We start from the raw sequence: 19,494 nt of genomic DNA, 5'->3' as shown, positions 1-19,494 counted from the left end.
CCCCACCGCCCAGCAGACACACGCGCTTCCCATCATGATCGCCCCACCCTGTGGAGGTGGGGCTGTCTCGATGCGGCCATGACGTGCGATCCACCCCGGAGGATGGCGCCAGCGGGCGCGGTGCCTACATCTTCACGGCCCGGAGCCGCAGCGCGTTGGCGATCACGCTGACCGAGGACAGCGACATCGCCAGCGCCGCCACCATGGGCGAGAGCAGCAGGCCGAAGACGGGGTAGAGCACCCCGGCCGCGATCGGCACGCCCGCCGCATTGTAGATGAAGGCGAAGAACAGGTTCTGGCGGATGTTGCGCATGGTGGCCTGCGACAGCCGCCGCGCATGGACGATGCCGGCGAGGTCCCCGCGCAGCAGAGTCAGCCCCGCGCTCTCGATGGCGACATCCGTGCCCGAGCCCATGGCGATGCCGACATCGGCGCTGGCGAGCGCGGGCGCGTCGTTCACGCCATCGCCGGCCATCGCCACCACCCGGCCCTCACGCTTCAGCCGCTCGACAACCTCGGCCTTGCGATCCGGCGCCACCTCGGCCTCGACCTCGGTGATGCCGAGCCGGCGCGCCACGGCCTCGGCGGTGGTGCGGTTGTCGCCGGTGAGCATGACGACGCGGATGCCCTCGGTCCCGAGATCCTTCAGCGCCTGCGCGGTGGTCGCCTTGATCGGATCGGCGATGGCGAGCGCCGCCGCCACCTTGCCATCCACCGCCATGAGAATGGCACTGGCACCCTCGCGGCGCAGCTCGTCCGCCGGCGCGGTCAGCGTGGAGGTGTCGATGCCGAGCTCGGACAGGAAGGCGGCGCTGCCCAGCATCACCCGCTTGCCCCCGACAAGGCCATAGGCGCCCTTGCCGACCGGACTGTCGAAGCCGCGCACCTTCGGAATGTCGAGCCCGCGCTCCTGCGCCGCGTTGACGATGGCGCGGGCGAGCGGATGCTCGGAGAGCCGCTCGACAGCGGCGGCAAGGGCAAGCACGGCGCCTTCCTCGAAGCCCTCGGCCGGCACGATCTGCGTGAGCGTGGGCTGGCCCTCGGTGAGCGTGCCGGTCTTGTCGACCACCAGCGTGTCGACCTTCTCCATGCGCTCCAGCGCCTCGGCGTTCTTGATCAGCACGCCCATGCCGGCGCCGCGCCCGACCCCGACCATGATCGACATCGGGGTGGCGAGCCCCAGCGCGCAGGGACAGGCGATGATGAGCACCGCCACCGCCGCCAGCAGCGCATGGGAAAAGCGCGGCTCCGGCCCGAAGCTGGCCCAGGCGATGAAGGCCAGCACCGCGCAGCCCACCACAAGCGGCACGAACCAGCCCGCCACCTGATCGGCCAGGCGCTGGATCGGCGCGCGCGAGCGCTGCGCCTCCGCCACCATCTGCACGATCCGCGCGAGCATGGTGTCGCGCCCGATCTTCTCGGCGACGATGACCAGCGAACCGGAGCGGTTGATGGTTCCCCCGATCACCGCGTCGCCCACATTCTTGGTGACGGGCATGGCCTCGCCGGTGACGAGGCTCTCGTCCAGCGCGGAGCGGCCCTCCTCGACCTTGCCATCGACCGGCACCTTCTCGCCCGGACGCACGCGCAGGCGGTCACCCACGGCGATCTCGGAGACGGGCACCTCCTCCTCGTCATCCTCGCCCTCGCCATCGCGTCCGCGCAGACGAATGGCGGTCTTCGGGGTCAGGTCGAGCAGCGCCTTCAGCGCGCCGGTGGTCTGTTCGCGGGCGCGCAGCTCCAGCACCTGTCCGAACAGCACCAGCACGGTGATGACGGCGGCGGATTCGAAATAGACCGGCACCGTGCCATCGCCGGCGCGGAACGCGGGCGGGAACAGGCCCGGCGCCAGCACGCCGACCAGGCTGTAGAGATAGGCCACGCCGGTGCCGATGGCGATCAGCGTGAACATGTTGAGGTTGCGCGTCACGATGGACTGCCAGCCGCGCACGAAGAACGGCGCGCCGGCCCACAGCACCACGGGCGTCGCCAGCGCGAGCTGGACCCAGTTCGAGACCGTGCCGGACACCAGGTGATGCAGCGCCGGGAACAGGTGGCCGCCCATTTCCAGCACGAACACCGGCACTGTGAGGGCAAGGCCGATCCAGAACCGGCGCGTCATGTCGACCAGTTCTTCGTTGGGCCCGTCGTCGAGACTGACCATCATCGGCTCGAGCGCCATGCCGCAGATCGGGCAGCTGCCGGGTCCGATCTGGCGGATCTCGGGATGCATCGGGCAGGTGTATTCGGTGCCCTCCGGCACCGGCTCGGCCGCACGCGGCTCCAGATACTTGCCGGGGTCGGCGACGAATTTGGTGCGGCAGCCATTGCAGCAGAAATAATAGGTCTTGCCGCCATGCTCGGCGTGGTGCTTGGCGGTGTGCGGATCGACATCCATGCCGCAGACCGGATCCTTCGCCAGATGTCCGGCGGCCGGATGCCCGGCCTCTTCGCCGGCGTGCCCGTGCCCGCCGCAGCAGGCACCCGCCGTCTCGGCCTTCAGATATTTGCCGGGATCGGCGACGAACTTTTCCCGGCATCCCGCCGAGCAGAAATAATAGGTCGCGCCCTCATGCTCGGCGCGATGCTTCGCGGTGGCAGGGTCCACATCCATGCCGCACACCGGATCCTTGACCCGATGCCCGGCATCGGCGGCTGCGTGGTCATGCGTATGGGCAGGCGCGCCGGAAGGGTGATGATGGGCGTGCGCACCGTGCGCGGCTTTGTCGGCACCTTCATGGGACGCCTTCGCCGCGCTTCCCTTCCCGCCGCAGCAGGACCCGCCAGCCGCGTTCGGCTCGTGCCTGTGCTCGTGATCGGCCATGACCGCCTCCCTTCCCGGCATACCCCATATGGGTATTCAGCGCTTGCGATATATACCCTGTATAGGTATATGGCAAGCATGCAGGATGATACGCGCAGTGCTTGTTTGAAACGTCTGAACCGTGTCGAGGGTCAGGTGCGCGGCATTGCGCGCATGGTCGAGGACGACCGCTACTGCATCGACATCATCACCCAGGTGGCGGCGGCACGGGCGGCGCTGAAGAAGGTCGAGGAGGAAGTTCTCCGCGACCATCTCGGCCATTGCGTCGAGCATGCCATCGCCTCCGGCGACCCCGGCGAGCAGCGCCAGAAGATTACCGAGCTGATCGACGTGCTGGGCAAGCTGAAGCGCTGAGCCTCCTTTACGCAGGAGACCGGCGGCTCAGGGCGCGGTCAGCCCCAGCGAAGCGACATAGCCGCGATTGATGTGGCAGTTGGCGAAGCGCGCATTGGCGAGATAGGCGTCGAGCGTCGCGATCACCGCCGCGCGCGGCGGCTTTTCCATCGCGTCCCACTGGCTGCGCGGCGCACTGCCGAAACGGGCGATGGCGTCCCAGCCCTCGGGCCGGACGATGGAGGCCACGGTGGAGCGGGAATCGAGGTTCTTGTAGGTCCAGAAGCTCCAGCCGATGCCGAAGCGCTCGTTCATCGCCCGGTACTTCGCGTTCCACTCATCGGTGAGTTCGCCGGTCTCGCCGAGGAAGATCGGCACACCCCAGCGATTGGCGAAGTTGACGTAAGCCTGCACCTCGCGCCGCTCCGGGCTGGCCCAGAACTTGTGGTAGGTGTAGCCGACATTGTCGGTGAAAGGCGGGCCGAACACGTCGAAATTCGTGCTCCACTGCGCCGCCGCCAGGATCACCGGATGGTTGGGATCGACCGCGCGAATGGTGCGCGCGATCTCCTCATAGAACGGCTCAAGGCGCGGATTGAGACAATCGATGTCGTGATAGGGCGAGATCGGCTCGTTGAGCAGATCATAGGCCAGCACCGCCGTCTCATCCCGGTAGCGCGTGGCGATCGCCCGCCACAGTGTGAGCGTGCGGCGCCGAAACTCCGGCACGTAGAAGGTCAGCGGGTAGCCGACGCCGTCATCATGGTTCACCCCGGTCTGCCCGCCGGGCGCGGCGTGAATGTCGAGGATCACCTTGATGTCGTGGGCCTTGGCCCAGCCAACCGCGCGGTCGATGAGCGCCCAGCCCTCACCCGCCGGGTCGATCCGCGAGGGATCGGCCGGATCGAGGAAGAACTTCCAGTGCAGCGGGATACGCACGGTGGTGAAGCCGGCGGCCTGCAGGAAGGCGAAATCCTCCTCGCGGATGTAGACATCGCGGAAGCCGCGCCAGAACCGCGCCGCCTCTTCCGGGCCGGCGAGATAGGCGATCACGTCCTCGATCTCGCGCGGCGAGCGCTGGACGTCGAACTTGAACATGTAGCCTTCCGGCAGCAGCCAGTTGCCGAAGCTCATGCCCTTTACGGTGTAGGTCGACCCGTCCGGATTGACGAAGCGCGTGCCCTGCGCCCGCACGAAACCGGGCGCCCCCTCTCCCGCCACATCCGCCCGTGACGCGGCCTGTGCCGGCGGCGCCTCCTGCGCCCGTGCGCGCACCGGCAGCCACGGCACCAGCATGGCCAGCGCGACCAGAGCAAGGCGAGCGACATGAGGATAGAACAGCGGGCGGGGCGAGAGCGTCATGGCCGGCACGCTATTCAAGCCACCGCGCGCGGGCAATGGGAAAGCCGCGCCGCGACGATCGCCGCCCATCCGGTGCCGTCCCCATGGCCCCGCCTGCATCAAGGCGAGTGACAGCCCGCCCTGCCCGCGCTAATCGATCCAGACGTCTCCCGCCCGCGCCCCTCCGCTCCGGCCCCGCCATCCATGTCGCTTCATCAAGCCGCCTATTTCATTGTCGCGCTGGTCCTGTTCGTGCTTACGGTCGCGCGCGGCCGCCTGCAGCTTTTTCTCGCGCTCACCGTGGCCGCCATCGGCTTCGGCTATGCGGCGGGCATGTCCACCGCCCATGTCGGCAAGGCGTTCAGCCTCGGCTTCGGCCAGACGGTGAATGCGCTTGGCCTGACCGTCGTCGGCGCCGCCTTCATCGCCGCGATCGCGGACGCGGCGGGGGCGACCGGCTTCCTCGCGGAGAAGGCGCGCGGCTGGCGTACGCGGTCGCTGCCGCTGGCGATCCTCGGTCTGGTTGCCGGCATCGCCTCCACGCCGGCGGCCGCCTTCGCGGTGCTGAGCCCGCTGCGCCGGGCGATCAGCGACAGCCCGCGCGGCGCTCTGGTGCTGGGCCTTGCGCTTTCCGGCAGCCACGGCGTGCTGATCCCCGCCCCCGTAATGCTCGCCAGCGCGACCATTCTGGGTGCCGACTGGGCACTGGCGGCGGGGATCGGTCTGCCGCTTGCCGCCCTTCTGGTCCTCGTGGGCACGCTGTTCGCGCGCCCTGCCGCATCGGGCGAGGCGGCGGCGGTGGCTATGGAAAGCGACGACCTCATCGACGGCAGCCGCCTCCACGCGCCGCGCCGGGCGATGGCCGCGCTGGTCGCGGTCAGCCTCGTCCTGGTCGCGATGCTCGCCGTGCAATCTCTGGGCGACATCGCCAGCGAACCGCTGGGGGGAGGCTCGAACCGCGAATTCCTGATCGCGCTCGGCCGTCCCGTTATCCTGCTTCTGGTGGGAACGGGCCTCATGCTGGTGCTGAGCGGCCACTGGACCGCCAAGGGGTTCTCGGAAGAGGGCTGGGCCGGGCGCGCGCTGGTGCGCGCCGCCTCGCTGGTGCTGCTGGTCGGCGCTGCCGGCGGCCTGCAGAAGATCGCGCAGGAAACCGGCATGGCGGAAATGAACGCCGAGCGCCTGCTGGGCTGGGCTCCCCCCGGCCCGCTGGCGCTGCTGCTCCCCTTCGCGCTCGCCGCCATCGTGAAGACGCTGCAGGGCTCCTCGCTGGTGGCCGCGATCACCGCCGCCGGCATGATGATGGAGCTTGTCGGCCCGCTGGGCCTCGACGATCCGGCCGGGCGCACCCTTGCCGCGCTCGGTGTCGGCGCCGGGGCGATGTGCGCGCCGCACATTAATGACGGATTCTTCTGGCTGGTTAGCCGCGCGGGACGCCTCGGCCCCGGCGCGGGCCTCGCCCGCCTGTCTCTCGGCGCCGTGCTTCAGGGCCTTGTCGCGATCACGGCCCTGATGCTGATCCGGCTCATTGCCACCTGAAGGACAAGGACACCGCCGATGCTTCGCCGTCGTGACTTCCTTGCCGGCGCGACCGCCGCCGCCGCGCTTCCCGCCCTTGGCGCGGCCAGCCGCGCGCAGGCGCAGATGGCCACTCCCCGACTTCCCCCGGGGTTCATCTGGGGCGCCTCGACCTCGGCCTACCAGATCGAGGGGGCGGTAAAGGCGGACGGACGCGCGCCCTCGATCTGGGACACCTTCTCCCACACGCCGGGGCGGATCGCGGACGGTACCAATGGCGACGTCGCCTGCGACCACTACAACCGCTACGCCGCCGACGTCGATATCATCGCCAATGCCGGCTTCCGCGCCTACCGCTTCTCCATTGCCTGGCCGCGCGTCATGCCGCAGGGCACCGGCGCGGTGAACACGGCGGGGCTGGATTTCTACGACCACCTCGTCGACCGCCTGCTTGAGCGCGGCGTCGCGCCGATGGCGTGCCTCTATCACTGGGACCTGCCGCAGGCGCTGCAGGACCGGGGCGGCTGGCACAATCGCGACATCGCCAACTGGTTCGCCGATTATGCCCGCGTCACGGTCGCCCGGCTCGGCGACCGGGTGCAGCCATGGGCGATGCTGAACGAACCCTCGGTGCATGCGATCTTCGGCCACGGCTTCGGCAACCACGCCCCCGGACTGACCGGCTGGGCGAGCTATGTCACGGCCCAGCACCACCAGAACCTCGCGCAGGGAACCGCCATCGCCGCGATCCGCGCCGAACGCCGCGACCGGGCGCTCGGCACCGTGTTCTCGCTTCAGCCGATCCACCCCTCCAGCAACACGCCGCAGGACATCGCCGCCGCGTCGCGCTTCGATGCCTGCTGGAACACGATCAATCTCGACCCGCTGTTCCTCGGCCGCTACCCGGCCGAATTCGAGCCCTATTTCGCGCCGCTGATACAGGCGAACGACATGGCGGCGATCCGGGTGCCGGTCGATTTTCTCGGCGTAAACTACTACGGCCCGTCCTTCATCAAGCACGACCCGTCGGCGTTTCTCGCCCAGGCGGGCTATGGCGCGGTGCCGCCGGGCACGCCGCGCACACTGCTCGGCTGGCCGATCGACCCCAACGGGCTGGTGCAGGTGCTGGCGCGGCTGCGCGACCACTATGGCAATCCGCCGGTCTATGTGACCGAGAACGGTGCCTGCTACGAGGACCCCGCCCCCGCCGGCGGCGTGGTGCAGGACCCCGAGCGCACCGCCTATTTCCGCGAGCATCTCGATGCCTGCGCCCGCGCGATCAGCCAGGGCTGCGCGCTGGAGGGCTATTTCGCCTGGTCGCTGCTCGACAATTTCGAATGGGCGGAGGGCAAGCGCCGCCGCTTCGGCGTGGTGCATGTGGATTTCGATACCCAGCAGCGCACCCCGAAAGCCTCGCTCCAGTTCCTGTCGCAGCTGATGCGTGCCTGAGCCGGCGATGGCGCGACCCCGACCACCGGACCGCGGTGACATGCGCCGGACACATATGTCGGTCATTTGACGCTGGTTCGAGAACGCACTTTCCTGTGCTACCAAGCGTCAGATCCGAAGCGTCCCCGTCCGCGCGGGGACCCGCAAAACCCGAGCAGTTGCATGCAGACAGACGATCCCGCCGTCGCAGAAATCATCGAGTTCTTCTCTGGCGAAGTCGGGGTCGATTCGAGCCTGCTGACGCCCGAGACACCGGTCTCGGAACTCGGCATTTCCTCGCTCGACCTCATCGAGACCATCTTCAAGCTCGAAAGCCGCTTCGGCATCGAGATTCCCAATGACGGCCCGCTCAACGGCAACGACGTCACCGTCGGCACGCTGGTCGAGCACGTCGCGGCGCTGCTCGCGGCGAAGGGCCCGGACGCCAACGCGGCGAAGTTGGCCTGATGAACGCACGCGTCGCGATCACCGGCCTTGGCGTGCTTTCCGCGCTCGGGCTCGATGTGCCGTCCCATCTCGCCGGGCTCAGGAAGGGAACCGTCGGCATCGGCGAGACGCAGGACATCGACGTCTCGGCGATGAAGACGCGGATTTCCGCGCAGGTGCGCGGCTTCGTGCCGGAAGCGCATTTCGAGCCCCGCCAGCTCGGCCTGATCGACCGCACCTCGCAGATGGCGCTGGTCGCCGCCCGTCAGGCGATGGCCGATGCCGGGGCCGCGCGCGAGGGCGTGTCTGCGCACCGCGTCGGCTCGATCTTCGCGGCCTCGGTCGGCTATCACGCCGTCGATGACAGCTACCGCAAGCTCTATCTGGAAAAGGCGCCGCGCCCGCACCCCTTCACCGTGCCGCGCGCCATGCCCAGCGGGCCGGTGAGCCACATCACCATGGATCTGGGCATTCACGGCCCTTCCTTCTCTATCGCCTCGGCCTGTTCCTCGGCCTCCCATGCCGTGGGCACCGCCTTCCACATGATCCGCGCCGGCATGCTCGACGTCGCGCTGGCGGGCGGGGCGGAATCGCAGATCACCTACGGCATGCTGAAGAGCTGGGAAGCGCTGCGCGTGCTCGCCCCCGATGCCTGCCGGCCGTTTTCCAAGGACCGCGGCGGCCTCGTCGTCGGCGAGGGCGCGGGCGCCGTGGTGCTGGAAAACATGGATCACGCGCTGGCGCGCGGGGCCACCATTCATGGTGAGATGATCGGCTTCGGCATGAGCGCCGACGGGCGCGACATCACCGCCCCGGACCTCGACAGCGCCGCGGCCTCGATGCGCTTCACGCTCGACGATGCCGGCATCGCCCCGGAGGCGGTGGATTATGTGAGCGCGCATGGCACCGCCACGGCGCTGAACGACAAGACCGAGACGGGCGCGCTGCGGCAGGTGTTCGGCGATCATCTACCGAAGCTGCCAGTCTCTTCCTCGAAGTCCCAGTACGGCCACACCATGAGCGCCTCGGGCGCGCTCGACCTCGTGACCACGGTGCTGGCGCTGCGCGAGGGCTTCCTGCCGCCGACCATGGGCTATCGTGAGTTCGACCCCGATTGCGACCTCGACTGCGTGCCCAACGCCGCGCGCGACGCGGCGCCGCAGATCGCGCTGTCCTCCAGCTTCGCCTTTGGCGGTCTCAACGCCGTGCTGGCGGTGAAGCGCTACGCCTCCTGAGGCGGGACGTTCTCGACCAGGATCCGGGCGCCAAGTTCCTCGCCGACCAGCACCTGCAACTGCGGAACAAGGCCGGCGAGGTGCAGGCGGCAGAAGGCCGCGATCTCGCGCGGCAGGCGGCCCAGTTCCTGCCGCCGCGCGATCAGCGTCAGGTGACGGACAAGACCGGCGCCGGGCAGCGGATGGCAGGCATAGCCGTCAAGATCGAGCGCGGATTCCAGCACGCAGAGCGGGGTGGTGATGGCAAATCCCGCGCCCGTCACCACGCTCGCGGTCACGCCATAGGGCGTATCGAATTCGAGCCGGCGCGGCAGATCCAGCCGCAGGCGGCGCAGATGGCGCTCCACCTCCATGCCGGTCTTGGAGCGCGCGGAGAAGCGCACCAGCGGCAGCGTCTGCGCCAGCCCCGACAGATCCGCCGGCCGCGCGGGCGGGGCGATGGCGGCGGGCATCAGCAGCACATAGGGCTCGCTCATCAGCGGCCAGCGCTCCAGCCCCTCGATCTCGTCGAGATCGTCCGCTCCCACCAGCAGGTCGAGCTGGCGCGTGAGCAGCGCGCCGGCGTGAGAGGCGGTGAGGCCGGACAGCATCGAGGCCTGCTCGGCCATCTCGTCGAGCTTGCGGGCGAGCGGAGCCATCAGCGCCCGCGAGAGCGAATCCACAAGGCCCGCGCGCAACAGCGGCAGCCGCGCATGCTCGGCCTCGCGCAGCAGGGGGGCGATCTGGCGCGCTTCGGACAGAAGCGCGCTGGCGCGCTGGCGCAAGGCGCCTCCGGCCCCGGTCAGCGCGAGCGGGCGCGCGCTTCGATCGAACAGGGTGACGCCGATGCGCCGCTCCAGCTCGGCCACCGCCTGCGACACCGCCGGCTGGGTGAGCCCCAGGCGGCGCGCCGCCTGCGCCATGGTGCCGGCCTCGCAGACGGCGAGGAAGATATCGAGCCCGCGCAGATCGAAGGGCAGCGTGTCGGAAGGCTGGGCCATGGCAATGGGGTTCCCACTCTCCTTCGTACTATAAGCAAAACTTATATTATCACCAGCACCGCGCCGTTCTAAAGCTGTTTGCAGTGATCGAGCGAGCCGCCCATGCGCTATTCCTTCCTCAGCCTTCTCCGTCACGGCTTTTCCGGCCAGTCCGGCTGGAAACCCGCCTGGCGCGACGCGGCGCCGAAGCCGGCCTATGACGTCGTCATCGTCGGGGGCGGCGGGCATGGGCTTGCGACCGCCTTCTACCTCGCCAGCCAGCACGGCATCCGCAATGTCGCGGTCATCGAGAGGGGCGTCATCGGCTCCGGCAATGCCGGGCGGAACACCACCATCATCCGCTCGAACTACCTGCTGCCGGGCAACGAGCCGTTCTACGAATGGTCGATGAAGCTATGGGAGGGGCTGGAGCAGGCGCTGAACTACAACGCCATGGTCAGCCAGCGCGGCATTCTCAACCTTTACCATTCCGACGCCCAGCGCGATGCCTATGCGCGGCGCGGCAACGCCATGCGCCTCGCCGGCGCGGACAGTGAACTGGTCGGCAAGGAACAGGTGCGGGCGATGTACCCGTTCCTCGATTTCGACAATGCGCGCTTTCCCGTGCAGGGCGGGCTGATCCAGCGCCGCGGCGGAACCGCCCGCCACGACGCGGTGGTGTGGGGCTATGCCCGCGCGGCCGACCAGCTCGGCGTCGACATCATCCAGAACTGCGAGATGACCGGCTTTCTCACCGAGGGCGACGCCATTGTCGGGGTCGAGACCTCGCGCGGGTCGATCCGCGCCGGCAAAGTGGGCCTCGCGGTCGCCGGCTCCTCCTCGCGGGTGGCCGGCCGCGCGGGGCTCAGGCTGCCGATGGAAAGCCACGTGCTGCAGGCCTTCGTCTCGGAAGGGCTGAAGCCGCTGGTCGACGGCGTCATCACCTACGGCGCCGGGCACTTCTACATCAGCCAGTCCGACAAGGGAGGGCTGGTCTTCGGCGGCGATATCGACGGCTACAATTCCTACGCCCAGCGCGGCAACCTGCCGGTGGTGGAGGATGTCGCCGAGAGCGGTATGGCGCTGATGCCGCGCATCGGCCGGCTGCGGCTGCTGCGCATGTGGGGCGGGGTCATGGACATGTCGATGGACGGCTCGCCGATCATCGACCGCACGCCGCGACCGGGCCTCTACCTCAATTCCGGCTGGTGCTATGGCGGCTTCAAGGCGACGCCGGCCTCGGGCTGGTGCTTCGCGCATCTCCTGGCGCGCGACACGCCGCACGAGACCGCCACCGCCTTCCGGCTCGACCGTTTCCGCACCGGACATATCATCGACGAAAAGGGAGTCGGCGCCCAGCCGAACCTGCACTGATGCGCATTCCCTGTCCCTATTGCGGCGCGCGCGACGCCCACGAATTCACCTATCTCGGCGACGCCACGCTGACCCGCCCCGACCCGGCGGCGGCGGACGCGCAGGACGCGTTCCACGACTATGTGTATCTGCGCGACAACCCGGCCGGGGCGCATCGGGAGTGGTGGTACCACTCCGGCGGCTGTCGGCGCTGGGTGAAGGTGGAACGCAACACGCTCACCCACGCCATTGCCGGCGCCACGCTGGCGGGAGACGCGCCATGAGCCGCCTTGCCCGAGGCGGTCTGGTCGACCGCTCCCGCGCGCTGTCCTTCACCTTCGACGGCAAGAGCTATCAGGGCTTTGCCGGCGACACCCTCGCCTCGGCGCTGCTGGCGAACGATGTGCGCCTTGTCGGCCGCTCGTTCAAATATCACCGCCCGCGCGGCATCCTCTCGGCCGGGCCGGAGGAACCGAACGCGTTGGTGGAGTTGCGCGCCGGCGCGCGGCGCGAGCCCAACACCCGCGCCACCGTGGCCGAACTGTTCGACGGGCTGGAGGCCGCCAGCCAGAACCGCTGGCCCTCGCTGAAGCTCGACGCGCTGAGCGTCAACGGCCTCGTCGCGCCCTTCCTCGGCGCGGGGTTCTATTACAAGACCTTCATGTGGCCGGCCGCGTTCTGGGAAAAGCTCTACGAGCCGATGATCCGCCGCGCCGCCGGCCTTGGCCGCGCCGCGGAAGGCAACGACCCGGACCATTACGAGAAGGGCAACCTGTTCTGCGACGTGCTGGTGATCGGCGCCGGCCCGGCCGGGCTGATGGCCGCGCTCGCGGCGGCGCGCGCCGGGGCACGGGTCATCCTCGCCGATGAGGATTTCGTGCCCGGCGGGCGGCTGAATGCCGAGGCGGTGAGCATCGGCGGCAAGGCAGGCACCGACTGGGCGGCCGGCATCCTTGCCGAGCTGGCAAGCCTGCCGAATGTGCGCGTGATGACCCGCACCACGGTGTTCGGCGTCTATGACGACGAATATGGCGCGGTGGAGCGGGTGGGCGACCATCTCGCCCTGCCCGCCCCCTATCAGCCACGCCAGATCCTGTGGCGCATCGCGGCCAGGCGCGCCGTGCTGTGCGCGGGCGCCACCGAGCGGCCGATCGTGTTCGGCGGCAATGACCGGCCGGGCGTGATGCTCGCCGGCGCCGTTCGCAGCTATGCCAACCGCTATGGCGTCGCGACGGGCCGCCGGGTCGCGATGTTCGCCAATAATGACAGCGCGTGGAACGCGGCCTTCGATCTGGCGCGGGCGGGCGTTACCGTCGTGGCGCTCATCGATATCCGCCGCGAGATTGCCCCGGCGCTGATGGACGAAGCCGCGGCTTTGGGCATCCGCACCATCCTCGACGGGCAGGTGACGGGAACGTCCGGCGCCATGATCGGTGGCGTGCTCTCCGCGATCACGGTGCGCGCCGGCGGGCAGAGCCAGACCCTCACCGCCGACACCCTCGCCATGTCCGGCGGCTGGTCGCCCAACGTGCACCTTACCTGCCACCATCGCGGCCGGCCGGTGTGGAAGGACGACATCGCCGCCTTCGTGCCGGGCGAGGCTTCGCCCGGGCTGTCCATCGCCGGCGCGGCGGGCGGGCGCTACGCCCTTGGCGCCATCCTCGACGAGGGCGCCCGGCAGGGAGCGCAGGCCGCGACCGATCTCGGCTTCCCCGCTGGCGCACCCGAGGTTCCCGAAACCGCGGACACGCCGATCGCGATCACCGCCTTCTGGCATGTGCAGGGCGCGAAAGGGCCGGCTTTCGTCGACCAGCAGAACGACGTCACCGCCAAGGATGTCGGCATCGCCTGCAAGGAAGGCTTCCGTTCGGTCGAGCTGCTCAAGCGCTACACCACGCTCGGCATGGCGACCGACCAGGGCCGCACCTCCAATGTCGCCGGCCTTGCGATCATGGCCGAACTGACCGGCGCGGGCATCGGCGAGACCGGCACCACGATCTTCCGCCCGCCCTATACGCCGGTGACGCTCGGCGCGCTGGCGGGCCACCATCGCGGCAAGGATTTCCGCCCCACCCGGCTCACCCCTACCCATGCCTGGGCGCAGGAGCAGGGCGCGGTGTTCGTGGAAGCCGGCGCGTGGCTGCGCGCGCAGTATTTCCCCAGGCCGGGCGAGAGCGACTGGCTGGAAACGGTGAGCCGCGAAGCCAAGGCGGTGCGGGCCTCGGTGGGGCTGATCGACGTCTCGACCTTCGGCAAGATCGACCTTCAGGGTCCCGATGCCGGTGCCTTCCTCGACCGTGTCTACATCAACGGCTTCGCCAAGCTGGCGGTCGGCAAGGCACGCTATGGCGTGATGCTGCGCGAGGACGGCATCGTCATGGATGACGGCACCACCGCCCGCCTGGCGCCCGAACATTACGTGATGACCACGACCACCGCGAACGCCGCCAAGGTGTTCCAGCATCTGGAATTCTGCCTGCAGGTGCTGTGGCCGGAACTGGACGTGACGCTGACCTCGGTCTCCGAGCAATGGGCGCAGATCGCGCTCGCCGGCCCGCGCTCGCGCGAGGTGCTGGCGAAGATCGTCGACGCGCCGCTGGATGTCTCGCATGAGGGCCTGCCGTTCATGGGCGCGGTCGAGGCGCGGGTGATGGGCGGGGTAAAGGCGCGCATCTTCCGCCTCTCCTTCTCCGGGGAGCTCGGCTACGAGATCGCGGTGCCCGCCCGGCAGGGCGAGGCGCTGGCCCGTGCGCTGATGAGCGCGGGCGAGGAGTTCGGCATCACGCCCTATGGCACCGAGACGCTCGGTGTGCTGCGCATCGAGAAGGGCCACGTCTCCGGCAACGAGCTGAACGGGCAGAGCACCGCCCGCGATCTTGGGCTCGGACGCATGGCCTCGCAGACCAAGGACTATATCGGCCGCGTCATGGCGGGGCGCCCCGGCCTCACCGACCCGGACCGGCCCAGCTTCGTGGGTTTCCGGCCGGTGGACCGCGCGCACCGGCTGCGTGCGGGGGCGCATTTTCTCAGCCCCGGCGCCCCGGCCGACATGGCCCATGACGAGGGCTACATGTCCTCGGTCGCCTTCTCGCCCCATCTCGGTCACTGGATCGGGCTCGGCTTCCTGAAGGGCGGCGAAGAGCGCATCGGCTACCGCATGCGCGCCTATGATCCCGTGCGCGGCGAGGATTTCGAGGTCGAGGTCTGCTCGCCCGCCTTCATCGACCCGGAAGGGAGCCGCCAGCGTGTCTGACCCCACATCCGCCATGCCCGCGCTCGACACCATTCCCGTCACCATGATGCCGCCAGCTGGCCATTACGGCCCGGCGCAGGACACCGGCGTGAGCGCGCTGATGTTCGATCCGCCGGGTCTCGTCACCCTCGCCGCCCGTCGCGGCAAGGGTGAGGCGCTCGCGGAGGCGATGCGCGAAGGTTTTGGCCTGACGCTGGAAGACGGCCCGCGCCTGTCGCGGGGGGATAACCTCAGCGCCATCGGCCTCGCACCGGGGCGCTGGCTGATACTGGCGAGCGAGGCCGGCGACCTGCACGCGAGGCTGGCCCCGCTTGCCGCCCACGCCGCGATTACCGAACAGGGCGACGCCTTTGTCGGCTTCGCGCTGGAGGGGCCGCGCGTCGGCGACCTGCTGGCGCGAGGCGTGACTCTGGATCTCGATGCGTCGGTGTTTCCGCCCGGCACGGCGGCGACGACGAACGTCGCGCATCTCAATGTCACCCTTTGGCGCGAGGCGACGAACCGTTATGTGATGCTGGCCGGGCGCAGCCATGGGGTAAGCGTGGCGCGGTTCCTCATTGGCGCGGGTGCCGCGTTCGGGTTGTCCTTCGCGACACGAGGTTGACCGCGGCGTGTTGCGCGCTTCCCTCCTCGCCCCAAACGCCCTAGAACCCGCGCCACGCATCTCCCGCCCGCCGGTCCCGCGCTCCAGCCGGAGCCTGGACAAGGCAGGGCGGAGCGCCACGACGAGAGCTGCCATGACCGACCAGACGCATGTCTACACGCTGCTGTTTTCCTGCCCGGACCGCCCCGGCATCGTCGCCGGCGTCGCCAATTTCCTGTTCGAGCAGGGTTGCAACATTCTTGAAGCCCAGCAGTTCGACGACACCGAGAGCGGGCGCTTCTTCATGCGCGTCTCGTTCGAGCGGATCACCGGCGAGGAGACGCTGGAGAGCCTGAGCGAGAAGTTCCTGCCGCTGGCGGACAAGTTCAGCCTGAGCTGGCGGCTGCGCGCGCGGGCGCGCAAGCGCAAGGTGATGCTGCTGGTCTCCAAGTTCGACCACTGCCTCGCCGACCTGATCTATCGCTGGCGGATCGGCGAGATCCCGATGGACATCGCCGCCATCGCCTCGAACTACCCGCGCGAGACCCATTCCCATCTCGACCTCGACGGCATCGCCTTCCACTACCTGCCCATCACCAAGGAAACCAAGATGGAGCAGGAGGCCCAGCTCTGGGAGCTGTTCCAGAAGACCGGATCGGAAGTGGCGGTGCTTGCCCGCTACATGCAGGTGCTCTCCGACGGGCTGTCGGCCAAGCTTTCCGGGCGCTGCATCAACATCCACCACTCCTTCCTGCCCGGCTTCAAGGGCGCACGGCCCTATCATCAGGCCCATACGCGCGGCGTGAAGCTGATGGGCGCCACGGCGCACTACGTGACCTCCGACCTCGACGAGGGCCCGATCATCGAGCAGGACGTCGAGCGCATCACCCATCAGGACAGCGCCGAGGACCTGGTGCGCAAGGGCCGCGATATCGAGCGCCGGGTGCTGGCCCGCGCGCTCGCCTGGCACCTCGACGACCGGGTGCTGATCAATGGCCGCAAGACCGTCGTGTTCCGCGACTGAGGAGAGACACATGGTCGAGACCCGCCTCATCGACGGCAAGGCCTTTGCCGAGCGGATGCGCCTGCGCCTTGCCGACGAGGTCGCCGCCTTCGTCACGGACACAGGCGTGACGCCCGGTCTGGCCGTGGTGCTGGTGGGCGAGGATCCCGCAAGCGCGGTCTATGTGCGCAACAAGGGCCGCCAGACGGTCGAGGCCGGGATGAACTCGATCGAGCACAAGCTGCCGGCCACCGCCACGCAGGCCGATGTGCTCGCGCTGGTGCGCCAGCTCAACGATGACCCGGCGGTGCACGGCATTCTGGTCCAGCTGCCGCTTCCCGTCCCTATCGACGCCCAGGCCGTGCTCGCCACCATCGACCCGGCCAAGGATGTCGACGGCTTCCATGTGGTGAATGTCGGCCGGCTCAGCGTCGGGCTCGACGCGCTGGTGCCCTGCACCCCGCTGGGCTGCGTGATGCTGCTGAAGGACGCGCTCGGCTCGCTCGCCGGGCTGGAGGCGGTCGTGGTCGGTCGCTCCAATATCGTCGGCAAACCGCTGGCGCAGCTGCTGCTGCGCGAGGACTGCACCGTCACCATCGCCCATTCGCGCACCCGCGACCTGCCGGATGTGTGCCGGCGGGCGGACATCCTGATCGGTGCGGTCGGCCGGCCGGAGATGATCCGCGGCGACTGGATCAAGCCGGGCGCCACAGTGATCGATGTCGGCATCAACCGTGTGGAGAAGGCGGGCGGCGGCACCCGCCTTGTCGGCGACGTCGCCTTCGACGAGGCGCAGGGCATTGCCGGAAGGATCACCCCGGTGCCCGGCGGCGTCGGGCCGATGACCATCGCCTGTTTGTTACAGAACACGCTGACGGCGGCGCGGCGGCAGGTTGCCGCCGGCGGTTGATGGCGCACTACACCCGCGGTAGCCGGTTCCAAGCGTCGAGGCCGGCGATCTTGTAGGCCTCGGCCAGCGTCGGGTAATTGAACGTGTTCTCGATGAAATAGTCGATCGTGCCCTTCAGGTTCAGAACGGCCTGGCCGATATGGATCAGTTCGGTGGCACCTTCCCCCACGATGTGCACGCCGAGCAGGCGGCGGGTCTTTACCGAGAAGATCATCTTCATCATCCCGTTGTTCAGCCCCATGATGTGGCCGCGCGAGGTCTCGCGAAAGCGGGCGATGCCGCATTCATAGGGAATCTCGCGCCGGCGCACTTCTTCCTCGCTCATGCCGACCGTGGACATTTCCGGCACCGAATAGATGCCATAGGGGAAGAATTCGGGCGGCGGCGGGGGCTCCAGCCCGAAGGCGTGGCAGGCAGCGACGCGGCCCTGCTCCATGGAGGTCGAGGCGAGGCTGGGGAAGCCGATCACGTCGCCCGCCGCGTAGATGTGCGGCACGGCGGTCTGCAGGGTCTTGGGCTCGACGGCGATGCGGCCGCGATGATCGACCGCGAGGCCGGCCGCGTCGAGGTTGAGCCGGTCGGTGGCGCCTACCCGGCCGGCGGCGAAGAGCAGCATGTCGGACTGCACGGTGCGCCCGTCCGCCAGCTTGCACACCGGCCGCTCGTCGGGGTCGAGTCCGATCGAGGTCACCGCCGCGCCCAGCCGCAGCGCGACATTGCGGTCGCGCAGCTCATGGACGAACTCGTCGATCAGTTCCTTGTCGATGAAATCGAGGAAGGTCGCACGCGGCTCGATCAGCGTCACCGCGACGTCCAGCGCGCTGAAAATGGTGGCATATTCCACACCGATGACGCCGGCGCCGATCACCGCGAGGCTGCGCGGCAGCTTGGGCAGATCGACGATCTCGTCGCTGTCGAACACGCTCATGCCATTGAAGGGCACATAGTCGGGGCGGAACGGGCGGGTGCCGCAGGCGATGAGCACATGCGCGCCGGTGACGGTCTCGATCTCCCCGCCCTCCCCGGCGACCTCGATGGTGTGGGGATCAAGGAAGCGCGCCTCGCCGCGGGCGGTCTTCACCGCGTTGCGGGCGAACTGGTGCTCAAGCACGTCGACCTCGTGGTCCAGCGTCTTGTGCAGCCGCGCCATAAGGTCGCCGGCGCCGATATCCTGCTTGACCCGATAGGAACGGCCGTAGAAACCGCGCTCTCGCCAGCCGGAAAGGTTGAGCACGGTTTCGCGCAGCGTCTTGGAGGGGATGGTGCCGGTATGGACCGACACGCCGCCGACGCGGCGGCCCTTTTCGATGACCAGCACAGATTTGCCGATCTTGGCGGACTGCACGGCGGCACGCCGGCCCGAGGGGCCGCTGCCGATGACAATCATGTCGAAGTCGTACATTGAGATGCTGCACCGTTGGCTGGCAGGGATTGGCGCCTCAAATGTCGATGCACGATGAATGCCAAGGCCGGATGACAGGCGCGGACAACCTGCTGCAAGCGCTTGGCATACGGCGCCGAAAGGTCCTCAATGGGCAGCGGACGGAAGGGGGACGCAGGTGAGCGAGCGCAGGCACGGACCGTCGAGCCGGTCAGAAGCGACAAGGAGTGCGTCGGGCGACGTTTCAAAGGATGTCGCCGCGGCGCTGGACGAGCTGACAACGGGCTCCGGCGCGCCGCCATCGGGCGGACCGACGCTCGAACAGGCGCTCGGCCTGCAGGTGCGGGCGACGCGGCGCGACCTCGACCTCACCGTGTCGGACCTCGCCAGCGCGGCGGGCATCTCGGTGGGCATGCTGTCGAAGATCGAGAACGGGCTGATCTCGCCCTCGCTCGGCACGCTGCAGGCGATATCGAGCGTTCTCAACGTGCCGATCTCCTCGCTGTTCGCCAGCTTCGAGGAGAAGCGCGACTGTTCCTTCGTTCCCGCCGGCCAGGGCGTTCACATCGAACGGCGCGGCACCAAGGTCGGGCACCAGTACGAATTGCTGGGCTACGCGCTGGGCGGAGAAGTCGCGGTTGAGCCGTATCTGATCACACTGAGCGAGGAAGCGGTGTCCTATACCGGCTTCCGTCACGCCGGTGCCGAGTTCATCCACATGCTGAGCGGCGAGGTGATCTATCGCCACGGCGATCGCACCTATCATCTGCGGCCGGGCGATTCGCTGCTGTTCGATTCCGCGGCGACGCATGGCCCGGAAGAGCTGCTGGTGCGGCCGATGACCTATCTGTCGATCATCATCTACCCCCGCGCGCCCAGCTGATCCGGACCGGGAATTTCCTTAGAAGAAAAAATTATTCTCACTT

The 19,494-nt window shown here is 68.7% G+C and carries 16 protein-coding genes; 12 read left to right on the top strand and 4 right to left on the bottom strand.

All coding sequences use genetic code 11. The features are described 5' to 3' along the window. Window positions 1-124: 124 nt before the first annotated feature. Window positions 125-2,824, bottom strand: a complete 2,700-nt coding sequence (locus G3A50_RS15385; RefSeq protein WP_163076085.1) for a heavy metal translocating P-type ATPase — start codon at window positions 2,822-2,824, stop codon at window positions 125-127. A gap of 78 nt (window positions 2,825-2,902) precedes the next feature. On the opposite strand from G3A50_RS15385, the gene G3A50_RS15380 reads away from it, so the two are divergent. Then, window positions 2,903-3,178: a metal-sensitive transcriptional regulator gene (locus G3A50_RS15380; protein WP_163076084.1), complete on the top strand. Its 276-nt coding sequence runs from the start codon at window positions 2,903-2,905 to the stop codon at window positions 3,176-3,178. A 27-nt stretch (window positions 3,179-3,205) separates the two neighbouring features. On the opposite strand, the gene G3A50_RS15375 is transcribed toward G3A50_RS15380, so the two are convergent. Beyond that, window positions 3,206-4,519 carry a glycoside hydrolase family 5 protein gene (locus G3A50_RS15375; RefSeq protein WP_163076083.1) on the bottom strand — a complete coding sequence of 438 codons (1,314 nt, stop codon included), beginning with the start codon at window positions 4,517-4,519 and terminating at the stop codon, window positions 3,206-3,208. 183 nt (window positions 4,520-4,702) lie between these two features. Here G3A50_RS15375 and G3A50_RS15370 point away from each other — a divergent pair, with 183 nt between their 5' ends. The 4 genes from G3A50_RS15370 to G3A50_RS15355 all read left to right on the top strand — a co-directional run bounded on the left by G3A50_RS15370 (window position 4,703) and on the right by G3A50_RS15355 (window position 9,126). Further along, complete coding sequence (locus G3A50_RS15370) at window positions 4,703-6,037, top strand: GntP family permease (RefSeq protein WP_163076082.1); 1,335 nt, start codon at window positions 4,703-4,705, stop codon at window positions 6,035-6,037. Window positions 6,038-6,055: 18 nt separating this feature from the next. Then, complete coding sequence (locus G3A50_RS15365; protein ID WP_163076081.1) at window positions 6,056-7,465, top strand: GH1 family beta-glucosidase; 1,410 nt, start codon at window positions 6,056-6,058, stop codon at window positions 7,463-7,465. Between the two features lie 162 nt (window positions 7,466-7,627). Continuing rightward, window positions 7,628-7,912: an acyl carrier protein gene (locus G3A50_RS15360; RefSeq protein ID WP_163076080.1), complete on the top strand. Its 285-nt coding sequence runs from the start codon at window positions 7,628-7,630 to the stop codon at window positions 7,910-7,912. Beyond that, window positions 7,912-9,126, top strand: coding sequence for a beta-ketoacyl-[acyl-carrier-protein] synthase family protein (locus tag G3A50_RS15355; RefSeq protein ID WP_163076079.1), 1,215 nt, complete (start codon window positions 7,912-7,914; stop codon window positions 9,124-9,126). Before G3A50_RS15360 ends, G3A50_RS15355 begins: the two co-directional genes overlap by 1 nt. On the opposite strand, the gene G3A50_RS15350 is transcribed toward G3A50_RS15355, so the two are convergent. Beyond that, window positions 9,114-10,106, bottom strand: a complete 993-nt coding sequence (locus G3A50_RS15350; protein ID WP_163076078.1) for a LysR family transcriptional regulator — start codon at window positions 10,104-10,106, stop codon at window positions 9,114-9,116. The genes G3A50_RS15355 and G3A50_RS15350 overlap by 13 nt on opposite strands. Window positions 10,107-10,208: 102 nt before the next feature. Here G3A50_RS15350 and G3A50_RS15345 point away from each other — a divergent pair, with 102 nt between their 5' ends. From G3A50_RS15345 to folD, 6 genes are all read left to right on the top strand, one after another. Then, entirely contained in the window at window positions 10,209-11,459 is a 1,251-nt protein-coding gene (locus G3A50_RS15345) for a sarcosine oxidase subunit beta family protein (protein ID WP_163076077.1), read from the top strand. After that, on the top strand, window positions 11,459-11,722 hold the full coding sequence (locus G3A50_RS15340) for a sarcosine oxidase subunit delta (RefSeq protein WP_163076076.1): 264 nt from the start codon (window positions 11,459-11,461) through the stop codon (window positions 11,720-11,722). Before G3A50_RS15345 ends, G3A50_RS15340 begins: the two co-directional genes overlap by 1 nt. Next, window positions 11,719-14,691 carry a sarcosine oxidase subunit alpha family protein gene (locus G3A50_RS15335; RefSeq protein ID WP_163076075.1) on the top strand — a complete coding sequence of 991 codons (2,973 nt, stop codon included), beginning with the start codon at window positions 11,719-11,721 and terminating at the stop codon, window positions 14,689-14,691. Before G3A50_RS15340 ends, G3A50_RS15335 begins: the two co-directional genes overlap by 4 nt. Beyond that, a complete protein-coding gene (locus tag G3A50_RS15330) occupies window positions 14,684-15,295 on the top strand; it encodes a sarcosine oxidase subunit gamma (protein ID WP_163076074.1) in 612 nt (203 codons plus the stop codon). Before G3A50_RS15335 ends, G3A50_RS15330 begins: the two co-directional genes overlap by 8 nt. A 133-nt stretch (window positions 15,296-15,428) precedes the next feature. Continuing rightward, on the top strand, window positions 15,429-16,298 hold the full coding sequence (gene purU / locus G3A50_RS15325; protein ID WP_163076073.1) for a formyltetrahydrofolate deformylase: 870 nt from the start codon (window positions 15,429-15,431) through the stop codon (window positions 16,296-16,298). 10 nt (window positions 16,299-16,308) lie between these two features. After that, a complete protein-coding gene (gene folD / locus G3A50_RS15320) occupies window positions 16,309-17,187 on the top strand; it encodes a bifunctional methylenetetrahydrofolate dehydrogenase/methenyltetrahydrofolate cyclohydrolase FolD (protein WP_163076072.1) in 879 nt (292 codons plus the stop codon). A 7-nt stretch (window positions 17,188-17,194) separates the two neighbouring features. Here the strand turns inward: folD and sthA are convergent, their stop codons facing one another. Further along, entirely contained in the window at window positions 17,195-18,589 is a 1,395-nt protein-coding gene (gene sthA / locus G3A50_RS15315) for a Si-specific NAD(P)(+) transhydrogenase (protein ID WP_163076071.1), read from the bottom strand. Window positions 18,590-18,833: 244 nt separating this feature from the next. On the opposite strand from sthA, the gene G3A50_RS15310 reads away from it, so the two are divergent. Next, window positions 18,834-19,451, top strand: a complete 618-nt coding sequence (locus tag G3A50_RS15310) for a helix-turn-helix domain-containing protein (RefSeq protein ID WP_246252485.1) — start codon at window positions 18,834-18,836, stop codon at window positions 19,449-19,451. Window positions 19,452-19,494: the final 43 nt, after the last annotated feature.

This window comes from Ancylobacter pratisalsi, assembly GCF_010669125.1.
In the GTDB taxonomy this organism is placed as follows: Bacteria; Pseudomonadota; Alphaproteobacteria; order Rhizobiales; family Xanthobacteraceae; genus Ancylobacter; species Ancylobacter pratisalsi.
Note: the sequence above shows the minus strand (reverse complement) of the source record. Positions and strands in the feature narration are given on the sequence as shown.